We start from the raw sequence: 17,542 nt of genomic DNA, 5'->3' as shown, positions 1-17,542 counted from the left end.
TGGGGTCGTGACGTGGCGTCAGGGGGGGGTGGGGGTGCGGGAGGGTTCGTCTGCGGGCCCGGTGGGGGCTGGTCGCGCAGTTCCCCGCGCCCCTTAGGTAACTCCAGCCTGTTCGGCGTGCGAGGTGCGGGCCCCTTTTAGGGGCGCGGGGAACTGCGCGACCAGCCACAGTCGGCCCGCAGACGAACGAGGTCCGGGGCGCAGCCCCGAAGCGGGTCCGGGGGCGCAGTCCCCGGGGAACCCACCCCCCTACCCACCCCCGGAGGGTTTCGCGGGGTGGGGCTCAAAGACCCGCTGGCGCCGCCGCGTGCACCACGCGCCCCGCCCTCTCCAACGCACTGGCCAGCAACGCCAGATCCGTAGGCCCGTTCCCCAGCTCCCGCACCGGCCGCCGAGCCGGCGGATCCCCCATCCGCTCCCACTCCAAAGGGACCACCGTCGGACGAAGCGTCGCCGTCCGGGGTATCCGCCCCGTGACCCGCCCGCCCTGGAACGGCGTCACCGAACCGTCCGCCCCGAACAGCCGCCCCCGCCCCGGCGAAGGCTCCTCGGGCGACGGCACGACCGGCGGCGCGTCGAGCCGCACCACGTTCCGTACCCCCCGCGCCAGCTCCGTGTCCGCCGTACGGTCCGGGCGGGCCGATGTCGCGACCAGGTGGACCCCCAGCCGCTCCCCGTCCCGCGCCACCGCCTCAAGCGCGCGCACCACGGACCCCGCGGCGGGCCGCCCGGGGCTGCCGAGCGCGGGTGCGACCAGGGCGTCGAGGTCGTCGACGAGGACGACGAGACGTGCGAGGGGCGGCGGCCCCGCCTCCGTACGCGTACGCCCCAGCGGCCGCAGCCGCAGCGTGCTGGTGGACGGCGCGTCCGCATCGCCCCGCTGGTCGCCGCCCTGCTCACCGGCGGCCGGCGAGCGCGGCCCGACCATCCGCTCCGCCACCTCCTGCGACTGGCGCGCCACCCATTCCGCGAAGCCCAGATCCCCCAGCAGCTCCGCCCGCCGCTTCAGCTCCGCCCCCAGTGCCTGCGCGAACTCCCGCATGCGGACCGGGTCCGAGGCCACCAAGTGGGTGGAGACATGGGGGAGTTCGGTGCAGGCGCGCAGGCCCTCGCCGCGCTCCCCGCCCGCCCCGTCGACCAGTACGAGAGCCAGCCGGTCCGGCCGCGCCCCCGCCGCCAGCGACGCGGCGACCGCCCGCAGCAGTTCCGTACGCCCGCTGCCCGCCGGTCCCTCGATCAGCAGATGCGGCCCGTCGGAGGCGAGGCCGACCCCGACCGGGCCGCGCGGCCCGGTGCCGAGCACCACCGCGCCGTCCGGCGCCGACTCCCAGCGCGCCATGAGGGACGCCGGGGTGGCCCGGGCCAGGCCCAGTTCGTCGAGCAGCCGGGACGAGCGGGGCAGGGCCACCGGCGGCCGCCCTGGCGCGGTGGTTCCGTCGCCCGCCCGCAGTGGCGCCAGCGCCCGCGCGAACCGCTCCGCCCACGCCGCCGACACCGCGTCCACCACCGCCAGCGTGCCGTGCCCGGCCGGGCGGCCGCCCGCGGTGCGCAGCAGCCGCAGCGCCGTGGCCACGTCCCCGCTCAGCAGCGCCGCCGCCCCGCACTCGCGGAAGGGGAGCGAGACCGCGCACGCCGACTCGTACGTCGCCTCCACCGGCGACACCGGCGAGGCGGCCGGCGTCTCGGCGAGACAGAGCAGATGGATGCCCGCCGCGCCCCCGGCGGACGCGAGCCGGGCCGTCGTCTCGCGCAGCACGGACGAGCCGGGGTCGCCGTCGACGATCACCACCGTGTACGGACCCCGGTAGCGGCGGGTCGCGTCGGCCACGGCCGCCGCGTCGGCGGACGCCCAGCCCGGCCCGAGCGGGCTGTCGTCCAGGCGCCGGACCAGCTCGGTCGTACGGGCCGTGGCCTGCTCCCGGTCGTACGCGAGGAGCAGTCGGCAGTCCTGGCCGTGCCCGGGGCGCGCATGCGGGAGCCAGCCGAGCCAGCCCCACTCCGCGGTACGGATCTGGAGGCTGCGGCCGCGCTCCGTACTGATGAGGACGATCTCCAGGTCGGCCGGCGCGTGCAGCGCCGCCAGCTGGGCCACGGCCGCCCTCGCCAGGCCGTTCAGCCGGGCGCGGGGCCCGGCGAGGCCGAGCGAGCCGACCTCCCGCAGCCCCACGGTGACCGGCACGGCCGCGAGCTCGCCCCGGTCCGCCGTCCCGACCCGGATCGCCAGCTCCTCCGGGTGCCCGGGGCGGCGCTCCCACAGCCGGGGCCCGGGTCCCAGCGCGGTCAGCAGCAGCGCGGCGGGGTCGGGCCACCGCTCCGGCGCGGGCGGGGCGCCGCCCGGCGCCACGGCCGCGGCCTCGGCGGGCGCCGGTTCGTACACGTCCTCCCCGCGCCCTCCGGCCAGCCGCCGTGCCCAGGCGCCGATCCCGCCGCGCCGCCGGGACGGCGCCCCGTCGTCCACGCGCGCGTGCTCGACGTCCTCCGGCATCCGGGTCCCGCGCGGAGGTGTCCCGACCCGCCGACTCGCACCGGGGCCGTACGCCTGGCCGCCGGCGCCCTCGCCGTCGCCGTAGGCCTGGTCGTCCCTGCCCGGCCCCGCGCCGTAAGTCTGATGGCCATGGCCCGCCCCGGGCCCGTGGACCTCGGAGCCCTCGCCCCGCGCGCCGGGCACCTGAGCCCGACCGCTTGCCTGGCCGCTTCCGCCCCGCGGCCCGGAGACGCCGCCGTACGTGCCGTACCCGCCCTCCGTACGACCCTGTCCGAAACCCTCGTCGCCGCCCTGCCCGTGCGGCCGCCCGCCGTCCTCCGCCGGGTCACCCGGGCCGTGGCCCCCGGGCGCGGGCGCGCTCCCCGTGCCGTGGGTCGTCGGGCCGTGCCCGGCGGGGCCCGGCTCGCTCGACGCGCGCGGGGACGGCACCCGGGCGGTCTCCGCGCCGTGCGGGACCGGAGCCCCGGCCGGGGCTCCCTCCCCGTACGCCACCGGCCCCGACGGCGGTTGCGGGGGCGAGGCGGCCGGGGTCACCCGGACGTGCCCCTCCCCGTCCGGCACCGTGGGCAGCGGCTGCGGGGGCGGGGCGCCGGTGCTCAGTCGCAGGGCGGACTCCCCGAGGCGCAGCAGCGCGCCCACCGGCAGGCGCACCGGGTGCTGGCCGACCGGGGCGCCGTCCACGCGCGTGCCGTTCGTCGAGCCCAGGTCGGCCACCGACACTCGGCCGCCCTCGCCGACCGTGACCGCGCAGTGCAGCCGGGACACATCCGGGTCGTCCAGCGGAACGTCGGCGTCCGCCGAGCGGCCGACGCGGATCTGGCCGCCGTGCAGCAGATGGACCCCGCCCGCGTCCGGCCCCGCGACGACGCAGAGCCGGGCCTGGGCCGCCTCCTCGTGCTCCTCGTACGCGTACTCCGCGTATGCGTACGAGGCGGGGTCGGCCGGGGACGACAGGGACAGCACCGCCCCGTCCACCAGCGGCGGTTCGCCGAGCACGCGGCGCTGTGGGTCGAGGCGCTCCCGGCCCGCGTAGAGCACCACCGCACTGGACACCTCGGAGCCGGACGCGGCCGTGGCGAGGCCCGAGGCGACGGCCGCGAGCGCGGTCCCGGCGGGCGCGGTCACGAGCACGTCGCAGGCGCGCGCCGCAGCGTGGCCGCTGCGCGGCGCGAGGACGGTCAGCCGGATCTGCATCGCCTCGGCGGTCCCTTCTGCGCGGGGGTGCCGGGCACGGAGGGAAGGCCCTTGTGATTCCCCCCACCAGGCACACATGTCGTGCTGAGGGCATCCTCGCACCTGCCACTGACAACACGCCCGCCCCCCACCTCCAAGTGATCTTGAATGGTCGGCTCTCGACGCAAATGTGGCCGCAAAGTGGCTGGTTGCGCACCTCGTCGGAATCGCTCACCCCGCTTCGGCACGACCGTTCGGCAACCTTCCGTACGAAGGTGGCGTCTTCCCTTCGAACACCCGGAGCGTGTGGGCCCGCGCCGCCACAGTCGTCGCACAGCCGTCGTGACAGTCGGCGGCACTACAGTGGGCGGTTCGGGGACACCCGAAGAGACCCGGAACCAGCCAGACCAGCAGGGAGCGCATGACGTGCGGCCGGTAGGCAGCAAGTACTTGCTCGAAGAGCCGCTCGGACGCGGTGCCACGGGCACCGTCTGGCGCGCGAGCCAGCGGGAGGCGGCGGGTGCCGAGGCGGCCGTGGCCGGCCAGCCCGGCGAGACCGTCGCGATCAAGGTCCTCAAGGAGGAGCTGGCCAACGACGCCGACGTCGTGATGCGGTTCCTGCGCGAGCGGTCGGTGCTGCTGCGCCTGACGCACCCCAACATCGTGCGCACCCGCGACCTCGTCGTCGAGGGCGATCTGCTCGCCCTGGTCATGGACCTGATCGACGGCCCGGACCTGCACCGCTACCTGCGCGAGAACGGCCCGCTCACCCCGGTCGCCGCGTCCCTGCTCACCGCGCAGATCGCGGACGCGCTCGCCGCCAGCCATGCCGACGGCGTCGTCCACCGCGATCTGAAGCCCGCCAACGTCCTGCTCGACGAGCGCGGCGGCGCCATGCACCCGATGCTCACCGACTTCGGCATCGCGCGCCTCGCGGACTCCCCGGGCCTGACCCGTACGCACGAGTTCGTGGGCACGCCCGCGTACGTGGCGCCGGAGTCCGCCGAGGGTCGCCCGCAGACCTCCGCCGTCGACATCTACGGTGCCGGAATCCTGATCTACGAGCTGGTCACCGGGCGTCCGCCGTTCGCGGGCGGGACCGCTCTGGAGGTGCTGCACCGGCATCTGAGCGAGGAGCCGCGCCGCCCCACCACCGTCCCCGGCCCGCTGTGGACGGTCATAGAGCGCTGTCTGCGCAAGAACCCGGACGAGCGGCCGAGCGCCGAGAACCTCGCGCGCGCCCTGCGCGTCGTGGCCGACGGCATCGGGGTGCACTCCAGCGCGGCCCAGGTCGAGGCGGCCGACGGCGTCGGCGCGCTGCTCGCGCCCGACCCGGCGCCCGCGCCCGTCCCCGAGACGCCCGGCGCGGCCGACCCGACCCAGGTGCTGCCGAGCAACGCGGGTTCGTACGGTCAGAACGATCCGAACGCGGCGACCTCGTACCTGCCGAACACGTCCGGAGCGGCGGACCCGACCGCCGTCCTGCCCAGCCGGGGCGCGGCCGATCCGACGGCCGTGATGCCGCCGGTGCCGCAGGGCCAGAACCAGTTCGGCCAGCAGGGCCTCGACCCGCAGCAGCCCGAGCAGCCGCACCCCTGGCAGTCCCAGCTCCAGGCGGCCCGCGACCGCAACGAGCAGACGCAGGTCCAGTACCTGGACCCGGAGCAGGACCCGCTGCGCCGCCGCCCGCACCGCCAGTCGCAGCAGCCCCAGCCGCCGCAGCAACAGCGGCCTCCGCAGCGCCCTCAGCAGCAGTACCCCCAGCAGCAGCCCCAGCCTCAGCAGTACCGGCAGCCGCAGCAGCCCCAGCCGTACGCGCAGCCCCCGCAGCACCAGCAGTACGCGCCGCCGCCCCAGCATCAGCAGCGCCAGCAGTACGCCCCGCCGCAGGCGCCCCAGCCGCAGCAGCCGCAGGCTCCCGCGCCCCGCGAGCCGCGCCGCCGCAACGCGAACCCGATGCGGATCCCGGGCCTCGGCTGCCTCAAGGGCTGTCTGTTCACCCTCGTCCTGCTGTTCGTGGCGGGCTGGCTGATCTGGGAGCTGACCCCGCTCCAGGACTGGGTGGCCGAGGGCAAGAGCTACTGGCAGGCCATCGGCGACGCCGTCGACAAGGTGTCGGGCTGGATCGGCAAACTCGACGGCAACTGAGGCGCGCGCCACGCCGACTTCGTGGATTTGTCGACTTCCAGGGGGTGATTTCCCCCTCGGAAGTGAAGGTTGGCCTTCCGGCCGCGTAGCCTCGGCGTGCACAGCCAGCCGCTGAGGGAGCAGTCTTGGCACGGAATATCGGCAGCCGGTACACCGCCCACCAGATTCTGGGGCGGGGCAGCGCCGGCACGGTGTGGCTAGGCGAGGGGCCTGACGGGCCCGTCGCCATCAAGCTGCTGCGCGAGGACCTCGCCGCCGACCAGGAGCTGGTCGGCCGCTTCGTCCAGGAGCGCACCGCGCTGCTCGGCCTCGACCACCCGAACGTCGTGGGCGTGCGCGACCTGGTCGTCGACGGCAACGACCTCGCCCTGGTCATGGACCTCGTGCGGGGTACGGACGTACGCACCCGGCTCGACCGCGAGCGCCGGCTCGCCCCCGAGGCGGCGGTGGCGATCGTCGCGGACGTGGCCGACGGCCTGGCCGCCGCGCACGCGGCCGGCGTCGTGCACCGGGACGTCAAGCCCGAGAACATCCTCCTGGACATGCAGGGCCCGCTCGGCCCCGGCGGCGCGCACCCCGCGCTCCTCACCGACTTCGGCGTGGCGAAGCTGATCGATACCCCCCGCCGCACCAAGGCCACCCGCATCATCGGCACGCCCGACTATCTGGCCCCCGAGATCGTCGAGGGCCTCCCGCCCCGGGCGGCGGTGGACATCTACGCCCTGGCGACGGTGCTCTACGAGCTCCTGGCGGGCTTCACGCCCTTCGGCGGCGGCCACCCCGGCGCGGTCCTGCGCCGCCACGTCACCGAGACCGTGGTGCCGCTGCCCGGCATCCCCGACGAGCTCTGGCAGCTGGTCGTCCAGTGCCTCGCCAAGGCCCCGGCCTCCCGCCTGCGCGCCTCGGAGCTCTCCGCCCGCCTGCGCGAGCTGCTGCCGCTGGTGGCGGGGATGCCGCCGCTGGACGTGGACGAGCCGGACGCCGAGGAGCCCGAGGAGCAGGTGTACGAGGAGCCCGCCCCCTCCTCCGGCAGGCCCCGCCGGGGCGCGGTGCCCCTGGTGCCGGGCGCCCCCCTGGACTCCAACCGCGACACCCACACCAGCATGCGCGTCCCCGCCCCCGACGAACTGGCGGGCGGCCCCCTTGGCACGGCCCGCGCCCCCCGCCCGGCAGGCACCCCGCGCCCGGGGTCCGCACGCCACCGCGCGGACCAGGTCCGCAAGCGCCGACTGATCCTGGGCGCCTCTGCGGTCGCCCTGACGGCGGCGGTGGCGGTCGGCGGCTGGCTGGCGACGAGCGGAGGCGGCGACGGTAAGGACGAGCCGCCGCAGGACTCCAAGCACTCGGTCCCGGCGACCCCGTAGGCCCGGCCCCGTCCGGCGATGGCACGCCGCGGGGGAAACGTCCTTGCGCACAGCCGTTACGCTGGACCCGTGGCAGTCGTCGATGTATCCGAAGAGCTGAAGTCCCTCTCCTCGACCATGGGGTCGATCGAGGCCGTCCTGGACCTCGACAAGCTGAGGGCAGATATCGCCGTGCTTGAGGAGCAGGCAGCCGCGCCGTCCCTGTGGGACGACCCGGAGGCCGCCCAGAAGATCACGAGCAAGCTTTCGCACCTCCAGGCCGAGGTCCGCAAGACCGAGGCGCTGCGCGGCCGGATCGACGACCTCAGTGTGCTCTTCGAGCTCGCCGAGGAGATGGACGACGCGGACACCCTCGCGGAGGCGGAGACCGAGCTGGTCTCCGTGCGCAAGGCGCTGGACGAGATGGAGGTCCGCACGCTCCTGTCCGGCGAGTACGACGAGCGCGAGGCGCTGGTCAACATCCGTGCCGAGGCCGGCGGCGTCGACGCCTCGGACTTCGCCGAGCGCCTGCAGCGCATGTACCTGCGCTGGGCCGAGCGCCACGGCTACTCGACCGAGGTCTACGAGACGTCGTACGCGGAAGAGGCCGGCATCAAGTCGACCACCTTCGTCGTCAAGGCGCCGTACGCGTACGGCACGCTCTCCGTCGAGCAGGGCACGCACCGCCTGGTGCGCATCTCGCCGTTCGACAACCAGGGCCGCCGCCAGACCTCGTTCGCGGGCGTCGAGATCCTCCCGGTCGTCGAGTCCTCCGACCACGTCGAGATCGACGAGTCCGAGCTGCGCGTGGACGTGTACCGCGCCTCGGGCCCCGGCGGCCAGGGCGTCAACACCACCGACTCCGCGGTCCGGATCACGCACCTGCCGACCGGCATCGTCGTCTCCTGTCAGAACGAGCGCTCCCAGATCCAGAACAAGGCGAGCGCCATGAACGTCCTCCAGGCCAAGCTCCTTGAGCGCCAGCGCCAGGAGGAGCGGGCCAGGATGGACGCCCTCAAGGACAGCGGCAGCTCCTGGGGCAACCAGATGCGTTCGTACGTCCTGCACCCGTACCAGATGGTCAAGGACCTGCGCACCGAGTTCGAGGTCGGCAACCCGCAGGCGGTGCTCGACGGCGAGATCGACGGTTTCCTGGAAGCGGGAATTCGCTGGCGCAAGCAGCAGGAGAAGTAACCGACTGCCTTTTCGGGGCTTTGTCGACAAGGGAACTGCCGTTCATTGAGCGGCAGTTCCCTTTTTACGTCACAGTCGCAATCCCGTACGACGGGCAAGTCGCCCTAATCCGGGCATTCCGTACGCAACGGCCTTGACGCGATTCTTAGGAGTGCGGAAGGCTGACGCGCGGCATGCGTATTTCCGGGGCGCGTGTGACGGGGGCGACGGAAACGGATCTCCCAGTCCCGCGGCCCCCCGGCGCTGCTCCATGACGAATTAGCTACTGGGGGTAGCAGGCAGATGACCAAAATGACGCGGGTCCGCGTTGCACGGATAGCCGCGGGCGCGGTGATCGCGGCAGGCGCGTCCCTGACCGCCGCGGGTGCGGCCCAGGCCGCCGGTGTCGATGTCAACATCGGCCCCATCAGCGCCAAGGCCGAGGTCGACAAGAGCGGTGTGGACGTCGGTCTCGGCGTCCAGGGCGAATCGGACGGCGGCACCGGCACGGTCGGTGGCATCGGCGGCGCCGACACCGGCGGCACGGGCGGTTCCTCGTCCACCGGCGGTTCGTCCTCCACGGGCGGCAGCAGCACCACGGGTGACACGTCGTCGACGGGTGGCTCGTCCACCGGCGGCTCGTCCTCCACGGGCGGTTCCTCGTCCACCGGCGGCAGCTCGTCCACCGGCGGTTCGTCGTCGTCGACCGGTGGCATCGGCGGCGCCGACACCGGCGGCACGGGCGGTTCGTCCTCGACGGGTGGCTCGTCCTCCACCGGCGGCTCGTCCACCACGGGCGGTTCCTCGTCCACGGGTGGCAGCAGCACCACGGGCGGTTCGTCGTCGACGGGTGGCTCGTCCTCCACCGGCGGTTCGTCCACCACGGGCGGTTCCTCGTCCACCGGTGGTTCGTCGTCCACGGGCGGCACCAGCACCACCGGCGGCTCCACCTCGACCGGTGGCACCACCGGCACGGGCGGCACCACCGGCACGGGCGGCACCACCGGCACGGGCGGCACCACGAGCACCGGCGGCTCCTCCGCCACCGGTGGCAGCACCACCGGCGGGTCCTCCACCGGCGGGTCCACCGCCACCGGCGGCTCCAGCACGGGCGGCTCCAGCACCGGTGGTACCGGCGGCACCTGCACCGTCTCGCTCGACGGCGCCGACTGCCCGGACAACACCGACACCGACAACGTCAGCTCGAAGCCGGTCGAGCAGGGCAAGGCCAAGGACGAGCTCGCCGAGACCGGTGCGGGCGAGACCACGTTCCTGCTGCTCGGTGCCGCGACGATGATCGCCGGTGGCATCGGCTTCCGGTTCATGCCGCGCCTGGTCGGCGGCCGTACGGCCGTCTGATCGGATCGCCGGCAGATCGGCGGATCGGCGGATCAGCGGATCTGAACGACGTGGGGCCCGGGGTGCAGCGCACCCCGGGCCCCACGTTCGTATGACGTCGTTACACGGTCTGGTGGGCCAGCAGGGCCACCGCGGCCACGAGCACCACGAGCAGCGTCACCAGCGCCGCCGGGCTCAGACCGCCCCAAGGGCCTTCCTGCTGCAGCCGCGCGCGGTTGGCCCGGCAGACGGGGCAGCGGCCCTCGCTGACCGGCGCCGCGCAGTTCGCGCACACCAATCGGTCATAGGTCATGCGCTTTCCTCCTCCCGCGCGGCGGAGCCGCCGTATGCACCTACTGCTCCGCACAACGCTCAGGGAAACGCAACCGTTCCCCCTACCACTGTGCCAGCTCCCGCGCGTTTCGGCGCGCCCCGCCGGATTCTGCCCCCGCGAGGGCGTCCATGAGCCGCCGCCAACAGGACATAAGGCGCATCCCCGGAACATCCTCGGACGGTGCCTGCACGGCCCAGGCCGGTTCGCGTAGTGTCACGCACACCTATTCCCGGCGACCGTGGTGCACCGTGATCCGATTCGACAACGTCTCCAAGACATATCCCAAGCAGAGCCATCCCGCTCTGCGGGACGTCTCCCTCGACATCGAGAAGGGTGAGTTCGTCTTCCTCGTCGGTTCGTCCGGCTCCGGGAAGTCGACCTTCCTCCGACTCGTCCTGCGCGAGGAGCGCGCCAGCCAAGGGCAGGTGCACGTGCTGGGCAAGGACCTGGCCCGGCTCTCGAACTGGAAGGTGCCGCACATGCGCCGCCAGCTCGGGACCGTCTTCCAGGACTTCCGGCTGCTCCCCAACAAGACCGTGGCCGAGAACGTCGCCTTCGCCCAGGAGGTCATCGGCAAGCCGCGCGGGGAGATCAGGAAGGCCGTGCCCCAGGTGCTCGACCTCGTCGGGCTCGGCGGCAAGGAGGACCGCCGCCCGGGCGAGCTCTCCGGCGGTGAGCAGCAGCGCGTCGCCATCGCGCGGGCCTTCGTCAACCGGCCGATGCTGCTGATCGCGGACGAGCCGACCGGCAACCTGGACCCGCAGACCTCCGTGGGCATCATGAAGCTCCTGGACCGGATCAACCGGACCGGCACCACCGTGATCATGGCGACCCACGACCAGAACATCGTCGACCAGATGCGCAAGCGTGTTATCGAGCTCGAAAAGGGCCGTCTCGTACGTGACCAGGCGCGCGGCGTCTACGGCTACCAGCATTGATGCGCTGAGCATCGAGCCCGTTCAGCACGGAAAGGCTTAACCAGTCGCCATGCGCGCGCAGTTCGTACTCTCGGAGATCGGTGTCGGTCTCCGCCGCAATCTGACCATGACGTTCGCCGTCATCGTCTCCGTGGCCCTGTCCCTGGCCCTGTTCGGCGGTTCGCTGCTGATGCGGGACCAGGTCAACAACATGAAGGGCTACTGGTACGACAAGGTCAACGTCTCGATCTTCCTCTGCAACAAGGCCGACGCCGAGTCCGTCGCCAAGTGCTCCAAGGGCGCCGTCACCGCCCAGCAGAAGAAGGACATCGAGGGCGACCTGAAGAAGCTGGACATCGTCCAGACCGTCAGCTACGAGTCGGCCGACGAGGCGTTCAAGCACTACAAGGAGCAGTTCGGCGACTCGCCGATGGCCGGTTCGATCACGCCGGACCAGATGCAGGAGTCGTTCCGGGTCAAGCTCAAGGACCCGGAGAAGTTCAAGGTGGTCGCCACCGCCTTCGCCGGACGCGACGGCGTGCAGTCCGTACAGGACCAGAAGGGCATCCTGGAGAACCTGTTCAGCCTGCTCGGCGGCATGAACGTGGCCGCGGTCCTGGTCATGGCGGTGATGCTGGTCGTGGCGCTGATGCTGATCGTCAACACGGTCCGCGTCTCCGCGTTCAGCAGACGGCGCGAGACCGGCATCATGCGCCTGGTGGGTGCGTCGAGCTTCTACATCCAGGCGCCGTTCATCATGGAGGCCGCCTTCGCCGGCGTCCTCGGTGGCATCGCCGCCTCCGGGATGCTGATCGTCGGCCGCTACTTCATGATCGACCACGGCCTCGACCTGTCGCACAAGCTGAACCTGATCAACTTCATCGGCTGGGACGCGGTCCTGGCCAAGCTGCCGCTGGTGCTCGCGGCGAGCGTGCTGATGCCCGCCCTCGCCGCGTTCTTCGCGCTGCGCAAGTACCTGAAGGTGTGACGCGGGCGCTTCAGCGTGTGAGATGCGCCCCGGGCGCCGTAGGAGCAACAGCCCCTGCGGCGCCCTCGCGTTGTCCTAGACTCGACGCCATGTCAGGTCCGGACAGCTGTCCCAGGTCCCGCGGAGTGCGCCGCGGGGCGACTCTGACATTGGTCTTCGTCTCGGTCCTGGCGACCGCCGCGGTGACCGGTGCGCTGCCGCAGGCCGAGGAGCGCCGCGCCCCGCTGCACGCGCTGCCCGCCTCCGCCACCGAGCCCCGCGACCGCGGCGCCGACGTGGCCCGGGCCGCCGCCGATGCGGTGGCCGACGGCAAGTCGGTGACGGAGGCGGCCGCCGAGGCCGTCAGCCGCAGCGGCGACCGCTGGGGCGCGGTCTACGGGCAGAGCGCGTACGAGCAGTTCGAGGACGCCCTCGACGGCCGGTACACGGGCGTGGGCCTCTGGGCCCGGCGCACCGCCGACGGCCGCGTCGAGGTGACCCGCCTCCAGCCCGGCGGCCCGGCCGCCCGCGCCGGGATCAGGGCGGGCGACCGGCTCCGTACGATTGACGGCCGCGCGCTCGACACCCTGCCGGTCACCGAGGTCGTCGCCCTGCTGCGCGGCGACGGGGCCACCCCGGGCAGCCGGGTCGTCCTGGGCCTGGAGAGGGCCGGGCGGACCTGGAGCGAGTCGCTGCGGCGGGCCGAGCTCACCACCGAGGCCGTGACGGTGAGCGAGCTGTCGGGCGGCGACGTGATGATCAAGGTGGCGGCCTTCACCAAGGGCTCGGGCGAGCGGGTACGGACGGCGGTCCGCGCGGCCCCCGGCGGCGCCGGGGTCCTGCTCGACCTGCGGGGCAACACCGGAGGCCTGGTCACCGAGGCCGCCTCGGCCGCCTCCGCCTTCCTCGACGGCGGCCTGGTCGCCACGTACGACGTGCACGGCCGCCAGCGCGCGCTGTACGCGGACCGGTCCGGCGACACCGCCCGCCCCCTGGTCGTGCTGGTCGACAGTGGCACCATGAGTGCGGCCGAGCTGCTGACCGGGGCCCTGCAGGACCGGGGCCGGGCCGTCACGGTGGGCTCGCGCACCTTCGGCAAGGGCTCGGTCCAGATGCCGACCGATCTGCCGGACGGCTCGGTGGCCGAGCTGACCGTCGGTCACTACCGCACCCCGGCGGGCCACGGCGTCGACGGGAAGGGCATCACTCCGGACGTACCGGTCACCGAGCGTGCCCAGGAGCGGGCCGAGGCAGTATTGAGTGGCCTCGGGGGCCGGTCGTAGTGCGAAAATGGCCGCACTATGGCTAAGGCAAAAGACAAGGACAAGGGCGACGGCCGCAAGCTCGTCGCGCAGAACAAGAAGGCACGCCACGACTACCTCATCATCGACACCTACGAGTGCGGTCTCGTGCTCACCGGTACCGAGGTGAAGTCGCTGCGCCAAGGGCGGGCGTCGCTGGTCGACGGGTTCGTGCAGATCGACGGGGGCGAGGCCTGGCTGCACAACGTCCATGTGCCGGAGTACGCACAGGGCACCTGGACCAACCACAGCGCGCGGCGCAAGCGGAAGCTGCTGCTGCACCGCGCCGAGATCGACAAGCTGGAGTCGAAGTCGCAGGAGACGGGTCACACGATCGTGCCCCTGGTCATGTACTTCAAGGACGGCCGGGCGAAGGTCGAGATCGCGCTGGCGAAGGGCAAGAAGGAGTACGACAAGCGCCAGACGCTGCGGGAGAAGCAGGACACCCGTGAGACGAACCGGGCGGTCTCGGCGGCCCGCCGCCGCCAGCGGGCGTAAATATCCTGGCGAGCCGCGGTCCGCGTCGCGTACCATGGCTTCAGCACCGCCCCCCGGGGTGGAGCACATTGTTAACAAAACATGGGGATGATCGGTTTCGACAGCGGATGTCGAAGCAGGGGAAGCGTGTCGAGGAAGCGGCAATGATCTCGTTAACCATATGTCGCAACCTATAATCGCCAACACCAAGCGCGATTCCTTCGCCCTCGCTGCCTAAGTAGCGACTTGCGAAGTGTCAGCCCGGGGGTGATCCCGACCCGGATCCTGGCATCATCAAGGGATCTAAACTTCTGAGCCCGGTCACGGGGCACAGAAGGAAATCAAACAGTGACTGAGCCCGTCGGAGACTTGTTCGCGTGATCTCCGGGGCTGAGAAAATCGCAGCGAACTGCACACGGAGAAGCCCTGATTCTGCACCGTTGGACGCGGGTTCGATTCCCGCCATCTCCACAATTCCCATGTGATGTGAGACAAAGGCCCGGCCGCTATCGCAGCGACCGGGCCTTCGTCGTACGCCCTCACGCGCGCCGCGCCGGGCCCGCCGCGCACGCCACCAGTGCGAGGCCCGCCGCGCAGACCGGGGCGAGGTAGGCCGTCGGGCCGGACGTGTGGTCGGTGAGCCAGCCGCCGGTGGCCGAGCCGGCCGCGATGCCGCCCAGGATCGCGGTCACCGCCAGGGTCATCCCCTCGTTCAGCCGGCCCTCGGGCGTGAGGCGCTGGACCAGGGTCATCCCGGTGACCATGGTCGGCGCGGTCGCCGCACCCGCGAGCAGCAGGGCGGCGGCCAGGACCACCAGCGAACCGGTGCGCGCCGCCAGCAGCGGAAGGCACATCAGGGCCGTCATCGCCCCGACGCACCCGAGGAGCCGCCGGGAGACGGAACGCGCGGGCCGCACCGAGCCGTACACCAGGCCCGCCGCACCCGAACCGGCCGCCTGGAGGGCGAGGACCGCGCCGCCCGACGGGCCGTGGCCGAGCCCGGACGCGTACGCCAGGGTCACCACCTCCATCGAGCCGAACACCGCGCCCGTGGCGAGGAAGACGGCCAGGAGCGGGGCGAGGCCGGGGGAGCGCAGGGGGGAGCGGGCGGTGGTGCGCGGGGCCACCGGCGGTTCCGTGGAGCGCTGGGCCGAGAAGATCAGCATGCCCGTCATCAGGAGCACCGCGCCCATCAGCGTGCCCGCCTCCGGGAACAGGGCCGTGCACAGGAACGCGGCGGCCACCGGGCCGAGCATGAAGCACAGTTCGTCCACGGCCTGCTCGAAGGAGTTGGCGGTGTGCAGGGCCGCCGGGTCGCCCCGGTGGACGTGCGCCCAGCGGGCCCTCGACATCCCGCCGGTGTTCGGGGTGGTGGCGGTCGCGGCGTACGCGGCGAACAGCGTCCAGTCCGGCGCGTCGAGGTGTACGCAGAGCAGCAGCGCCAGTGAGCCGAGGACCGCGATCGCGGTGGCGGGCACGGCGACCCGGGCCTGGCCGTGGCGGTCGACCAGACGGGCCGTCCAGGGCGCCACCAGGGCGGTCGCGGCGAGGCCGGTCGCGGTGACGGCTCCGGCGAGGGCGTACGAGCCGCGCGACCCGGCGATCATGATCACGGCGCTCACGCTGAACATGCCCATGGGGAGCCGGGCGACGAGGTTGCCCAGAGTGAAGGCGCGGGCGCCGGGGACGGCGAAGAGACGGCGGTAGGGGGCGGTCCGAACGGCCTTCTCGCGGGCCTTTCGGCGGGGCTCGCGCTCGTACGGAACGGGCCCGGCGAGCACCAGGGTCGAACCCGAGACGGTCATCAGCTGCGGCATGCACCGAGCTTCGCCCGGGCCGGATACGGACGTCCAACACCTGATCAGAGGCCATTCACGCACTTCTGTTGTCAGTGGCCCGACGAAGGTCTTCTGCTGTCGGCGTCGGTGCGGTTGACTGCCGTCCGTGACCCAGGACATCGACCCCCGGCTGCTGCGCGCGTTCACCGCCGTCGCCGACGAGCTGCACTTCACCCGGGCCGCCGCCCGGCTCTTCGTCGCCCAGCAGGCGCTGAGCCGGGACGTGCGGCGGCTCGAACGCGACCTGGGCGCCGAGCTGTTCGTGCGGACCACGCGCGCGGTGGAGCTCACCGCCGACGGCGAGCGGCTGCTGCCGTACGCGCGCCGGGTGCTCGCCGCGCACGACGAGCTCCGGGCGGTCCTGGCGGCCGAGGCCCGTCCGCTGCTCGTCGACGTCAGCGCCTCGGTCGGCACCGGCCACCGGGTGCTGGTGCGGGCCCGCGAGGCGGCGACCGGACAGGAGTTCGTGGCGCGCTATCTGAGCGGGCTCACCGGGGCCGCCGCCGAGATCCTGGCCGGGCGCCTCGACGTCTCCTTCGGCCGGGTCGCCGGGCTCGACCCCTCGGTGCTCGCGGGCCTCTCGCACCAGCCGGTGCGGTACGAGCGGATGGCGGCGCTGCTTCCTGAAGGGCACCGGCTCGCGCATCTGGAGGAGGTGCCGGTGGACGCGCTCGCGGGCGAGACGCTGTACGCGGGGGCGGGCAATCCGGCCACCGCCGAGTGGACGGATCTGGCCGCGCGGCTCTTCGCGGGGCGGGGTGCGGAACTGGCCGCGCCCTTCCCGGAGATCTCCGGGAAGGAGGAGTTCGCCCGGGTGGTGCTGGGGCGCGGCTGGTCCGTGCTGGCCAGCACGGACTTCATGGAGATACCCGGGATGGTGCTGCGGCCGCTGACCGCTCCCGTACCGCTGTCACCGGTGTCGCTGGTGTGGCGCAAGGGGCTGCATCACCCTGGCCTGGAGGTTCTCAGGGAGGTCGCCCGGCGGATGGGAAAGGCCGCCGGGTGGCTCGAACTGCCCCCTGATTACTGGCTTCCGGAGGGCGATCTGTCCCTCATGTCCTGCTGATGCCGCTCTGGTGTTCCAGTTGAGGAACAAGACTTGGCGCGTGAACCTGGCTCACAGCGGCGTGCGCTACATTCATTCCCCGGGTGCGGTGTGGTAGTGGGGGTGCGTGGAACGGGTGGGGACCCGGTCCGGAACGCAGTGCCCGCTAGAGGAGTGCGCGCAACCCGCGAACCATCCAGTGGGGAAGTGCGTACGCAAAGTGGACAATTGGCGAAAAGATGCCCCTCAAGGGCGACCCCTGAACCCGTTCGAGGAGCCCCGTAGGCCTCTCGACGACTTCACGATGGAACTGAACGTCGCCGGACGTCTGCCTGGTAACCCCCAGGCGCAGGGCCGGACTCAGGACCAGACGCAGGCCCGGACCCAGGTCCAGGCCCGCTTCCCGGCTCAGGACCTGGCGCAGGCGCCGGTCCCCGCCGGTGACCTCGACGGCCCCGTCTTCGTGGACGAGAGCGGCCGCCGCGGCAAGAACCTGCGCCGGCTCGGCTGGGTATTCGGGCTGGCATGCACCTGCTACGCGGTCATGCTCGTCGGCAGTCTGCTCGGCGGCAGCTCCCGCGCGCCCTGGCTCGGCATACCCGGCCCCGCCGCCAAGGAGAAGACGACGGAGACGGTCCAGGTCACACCGGCCCCCACCGACTCCCGCGCCACCCGCCCGGGCACCAGGCCCAGCGTCCCCGCCAAGGGCAGGAAGCACCCCTCGGCCACCGGCTCCGCACGAGCCAAGGCCTCCGGCACCCCCAAGCCGGGCAGGACGAAGAACTCCGGCAAGCCCACCGGCGCCTCCCCGCACCCCGGCACCTCGCAGAGCGCGAAGCCGACCGGCGGCCACTCGGCGGGCCCCGGCCTCCCCACCGGCACGTCCGGCAGCCCGACGGGCCTGTCGACGAAGCCGACTCCGCCCTCTGGAGCCAGCACGTGAAAGCCCCTCGCCGTACGACCCGTCGTACGACTTCCGCCACGACCCCCCGCACACGAAGAC

Annotated in this window: 13 protein-coding genes and 1 other RNA gene; 11 read left to right on the top strand and 3 right to left on the bottom strand. The window is 72.9% G+C overall.

The window, feature by feature from the left end:
• Positions 1 to 283: 283 nt before the first annotated feature.
• Positions 284 to 3,679, bottom strand: a complete 3,396-nt coding sequence (locus OG965_RS17515; RefSeq protein ID WP_371653008.1) for an FHA domain-containing protein — start codon at positions 3,677 to 3,679, stop codon at positions 284 to 286.
• A gap of 405 nt (positions 3,680 to 4,084) precedes the next feature.
• Here OG965_RS17515 and OG965_RS17510 point away from each other — a divergent pair, with 405 nt between their 5' ends.
• The 4 genes from OG965_RS17510 to OG965_RS17495 all read left to right on the top strand — a co-directional run bounded on the left by OG965_RS17510 (position 4,085) and on the right by OG965_RS17495 (position 9,681).
• Complete coding sequence (locus tag OG965_RS17510; protein ID WP_371653007.1) at positions 4,085 to 5,806, top strand: serine/threonine-protein kinase; 1,722 nt, start codon at positions 4,085 to 4,087, stop codon at positions 5,804 to 5,806.
• A 125-nt stretch (positions 5,807 to 5,931) separates the two neighbouring features.
• Entirely contained in the window at positions 5,932 to 7,170 is a 1,239-nt protein-coding gene (locus tag OG965_RS17505) for a serine/threonine-protein kinase (protein WP_371653006.1), read from the top strand.
• Positions 7,171 to 7,239: 69 nt separating this feature from the next.
• Positions 7,240 to 8,343, top strand: coding sequence for a peptide chain release factor 2 (gene prfB, locus OG965_RS17500; protein WP_371653005.1), 1,104 nt, complete (start codon positions 7,240 to 7,242; stop codon positions 8,341 to 8,343).
• 282 nt (positions 8,344 to 8,625) lie between these two features.
• Entirely contained in the window at positions 8,626 to 9,681 is a 1,056-nt protein-coding gene (locus tag OG965_RS17495) for a hypothetical protein (protein ID WP_371653004.1), read from the top strand.
• Between the two features lie 100 nt (positions 9,682 to 9,781).
• On the opposite strand, the gene OG965_RS17490 is transcribed toward OG965_RS17495, so the two are convergent.
• Positions 9,782 to 9,973 carry a hypothetical protein gene (locus OG965_RS17490; protein WP_190091860.1) on the bottom strand — a complete coding sequence of 64 codons (192 nt, stop codon included), beginning with the start codon at positions 9,971 to 9,973 and terminating at the stop codon, positions 9,782 to 9,784.
• Between the two features lie 269 nt (positions 9,974 to 10,242).
• On the opposite strand from OG965_RS17490, the gene ftsE reads away from it, so the two are divergent.
• The 5 genes from ftsE (at position 10,243) to ssrA (ending at position 14,130) form a co-directional block, all read left to right on the top strand.
• Entirely contained in the window at positions 10,243 to 10,932 is a 690-nt protein-coding gene (gene ftsE / locus OG965_RS17485; RefSeq protein ID WP_361381581.1) for a cell division ATP-binding protein FtsE, read from the top strand.
• A 49-nt stretch (positions 10,933 to 10,981) separates the two neighbouring features.
• A complete protein-coding gene (gene ftsX, locus OG965_RS17480; protein WP_371653003.1) occupies positions 10,982 to 11,899 on the top strand; it encodes a permease-like cell division protein FtsX in 918 nt (305 codons plus the stop codon).
• An 89-nt stretch (positions 11,900 to 11,988) separates the two neighbouring features.
• Entirely contained in the window at positions 11,989 to 13,161 is a 1,173-nt protein-coding gene (locus tag OG965_RS17475; protein ID WP_371653002.1) for a S41 family peptidase, read from the top strand.
• Between the two features lie 18 nt (positions 13,162 to 13,179).
• Positions 13,180 to 13,677, top strand: coding sequence for an SsrA-binding protein SmpB (gene smpB, locus OG965_RS17470; RefSeq protein WP_371653001.1), 498 nt, complete (start codon positions 13,180 to 13,182; stop codon positions 13,675 to 13,677).
• An 83-nt stretch (positions 13,678 to 13,760) separates the two neighbouring features.
• Positions 13,761 to 14,130: a transfer-messenger RNA gene (gene ssrA, locus OG965_RS17465) on the top strand.
• A 65-nt stretch (positions 14,131 to 14,195) separates the two neighbouring features.
• Here the strand turns inward: ssrA and OG965_RS17460 are convergent.
• The gene (locus OG965_RS17460) at positions 14,196 to 15,473 is read right to left on the bottom strand and encodes an MFS transporter (protein WP_371653000.1); all 1,278 of its coding nucleotides are present in this window, start codon (positions 15,471 to 15,473) and stop codon (positions 14,196 to 14,198) included.
• 127 nt (positions 15,474 to 15,600) lie between these two features.
• Here OG965_RS17460 and OG965_RS17455 point away from each other — a divergent pair, with 127 nt between their 5' ends.
• Positions 15,601 to 16,560, top strand: coding sequence for a LysR family transcriptional regulator (locus OG965_RS17455; protein ID WP_371652999.1), 960 nt, complete (start codon positions 15,601 to 15,603; stop codon positions 16,558 to 16,560).
• Positions 16,561 to 16,843: 283 nt separating this feature from the next.
• Complete coding sequence (locus OG965_RS17450) at positions 16,844 to 17,482, top strand: hypothetical protein (RefSeq protein WP_371652998.1); 639 nt, start codon at positions 16,844 to 16,846, stop codon at positions 17,480 to 17,482.
• Positions 17,483 to 17,542 lie beyond the last annotated feature (60 nt).

The sequence above is a fragment of the Streptomyces sp. NBC_00224 genome (assembly GCF_041435195.1).
Taxonomy (GTDB): Bacteria; Actinomycetota; Actinomycetes; order Streptomycetales; family Streptomycetaceae; genus Streptomyces.
The sequence above is the reverse complement of the archived record's forward strand: the minus strand, read 5'-3'. Positions and strand labels throughout refer to the sequence as shown.

Bases quoted from the DNA above. Each gene is read 5' to 3' on its own strand.
- OG965_RS17460 (WP_371653000.1), bottom strand. From the start codon at position 15,473: ATGCCGCAGCTGATGACCGTCTCGGGTTCGACCCTGGTGCTCGCCGGG.
- ftsX (WP_371653003.1), top strand. From the start codon at position 10,982: ATGCGCGCGCAGTTCGTACTCTCGGAGATCGGTGTCGGTCTCCGCCGC.
- OG965_RS17475 (WP_371653002.1), top strand. From the start codon at position 11,989: ATGTCAGGTCCGGACAGCTGTCCCAGGTCCCGCGGAGTGCGCCGCGGG.
- OG965_RS17490 (WP_190091860.1), bottom strand. From the start codon at position 9,973: ATGACCTATGACCGATTGGTGTGCGCGAACTGCGCGGCGCCGGTCAGC.
- smpB (WP_371653001.1), top strand. From the start codon at position 13,180: ATGGCTAAGGCAAAAGACAAGGACAAGGGCGACGGCCGCAAGCTCGTC.
- OG965_RS17495 (WP_371653004.1), top strand. From the start codon at position 8,626: ATGACCAAAATGACGCGGGTCCGCGTTGCACGGATAGCCGCGGGCGCG.
- OG965_RS17515 (WP_371653008.1), bottom strand. From the start codon at position 3,679: ATGCAGATCCGGCTGACCGTCCTCGCGCCGCGCAGCGGCCACGCTGCG.
- OG965_RS17450 (WP_371652998.1), top strand. From the start codon at position 16,844: ATGGAACTGAACGTCGCCGGACGTCTGCCTGGTAACCCCCAGGCGCAG.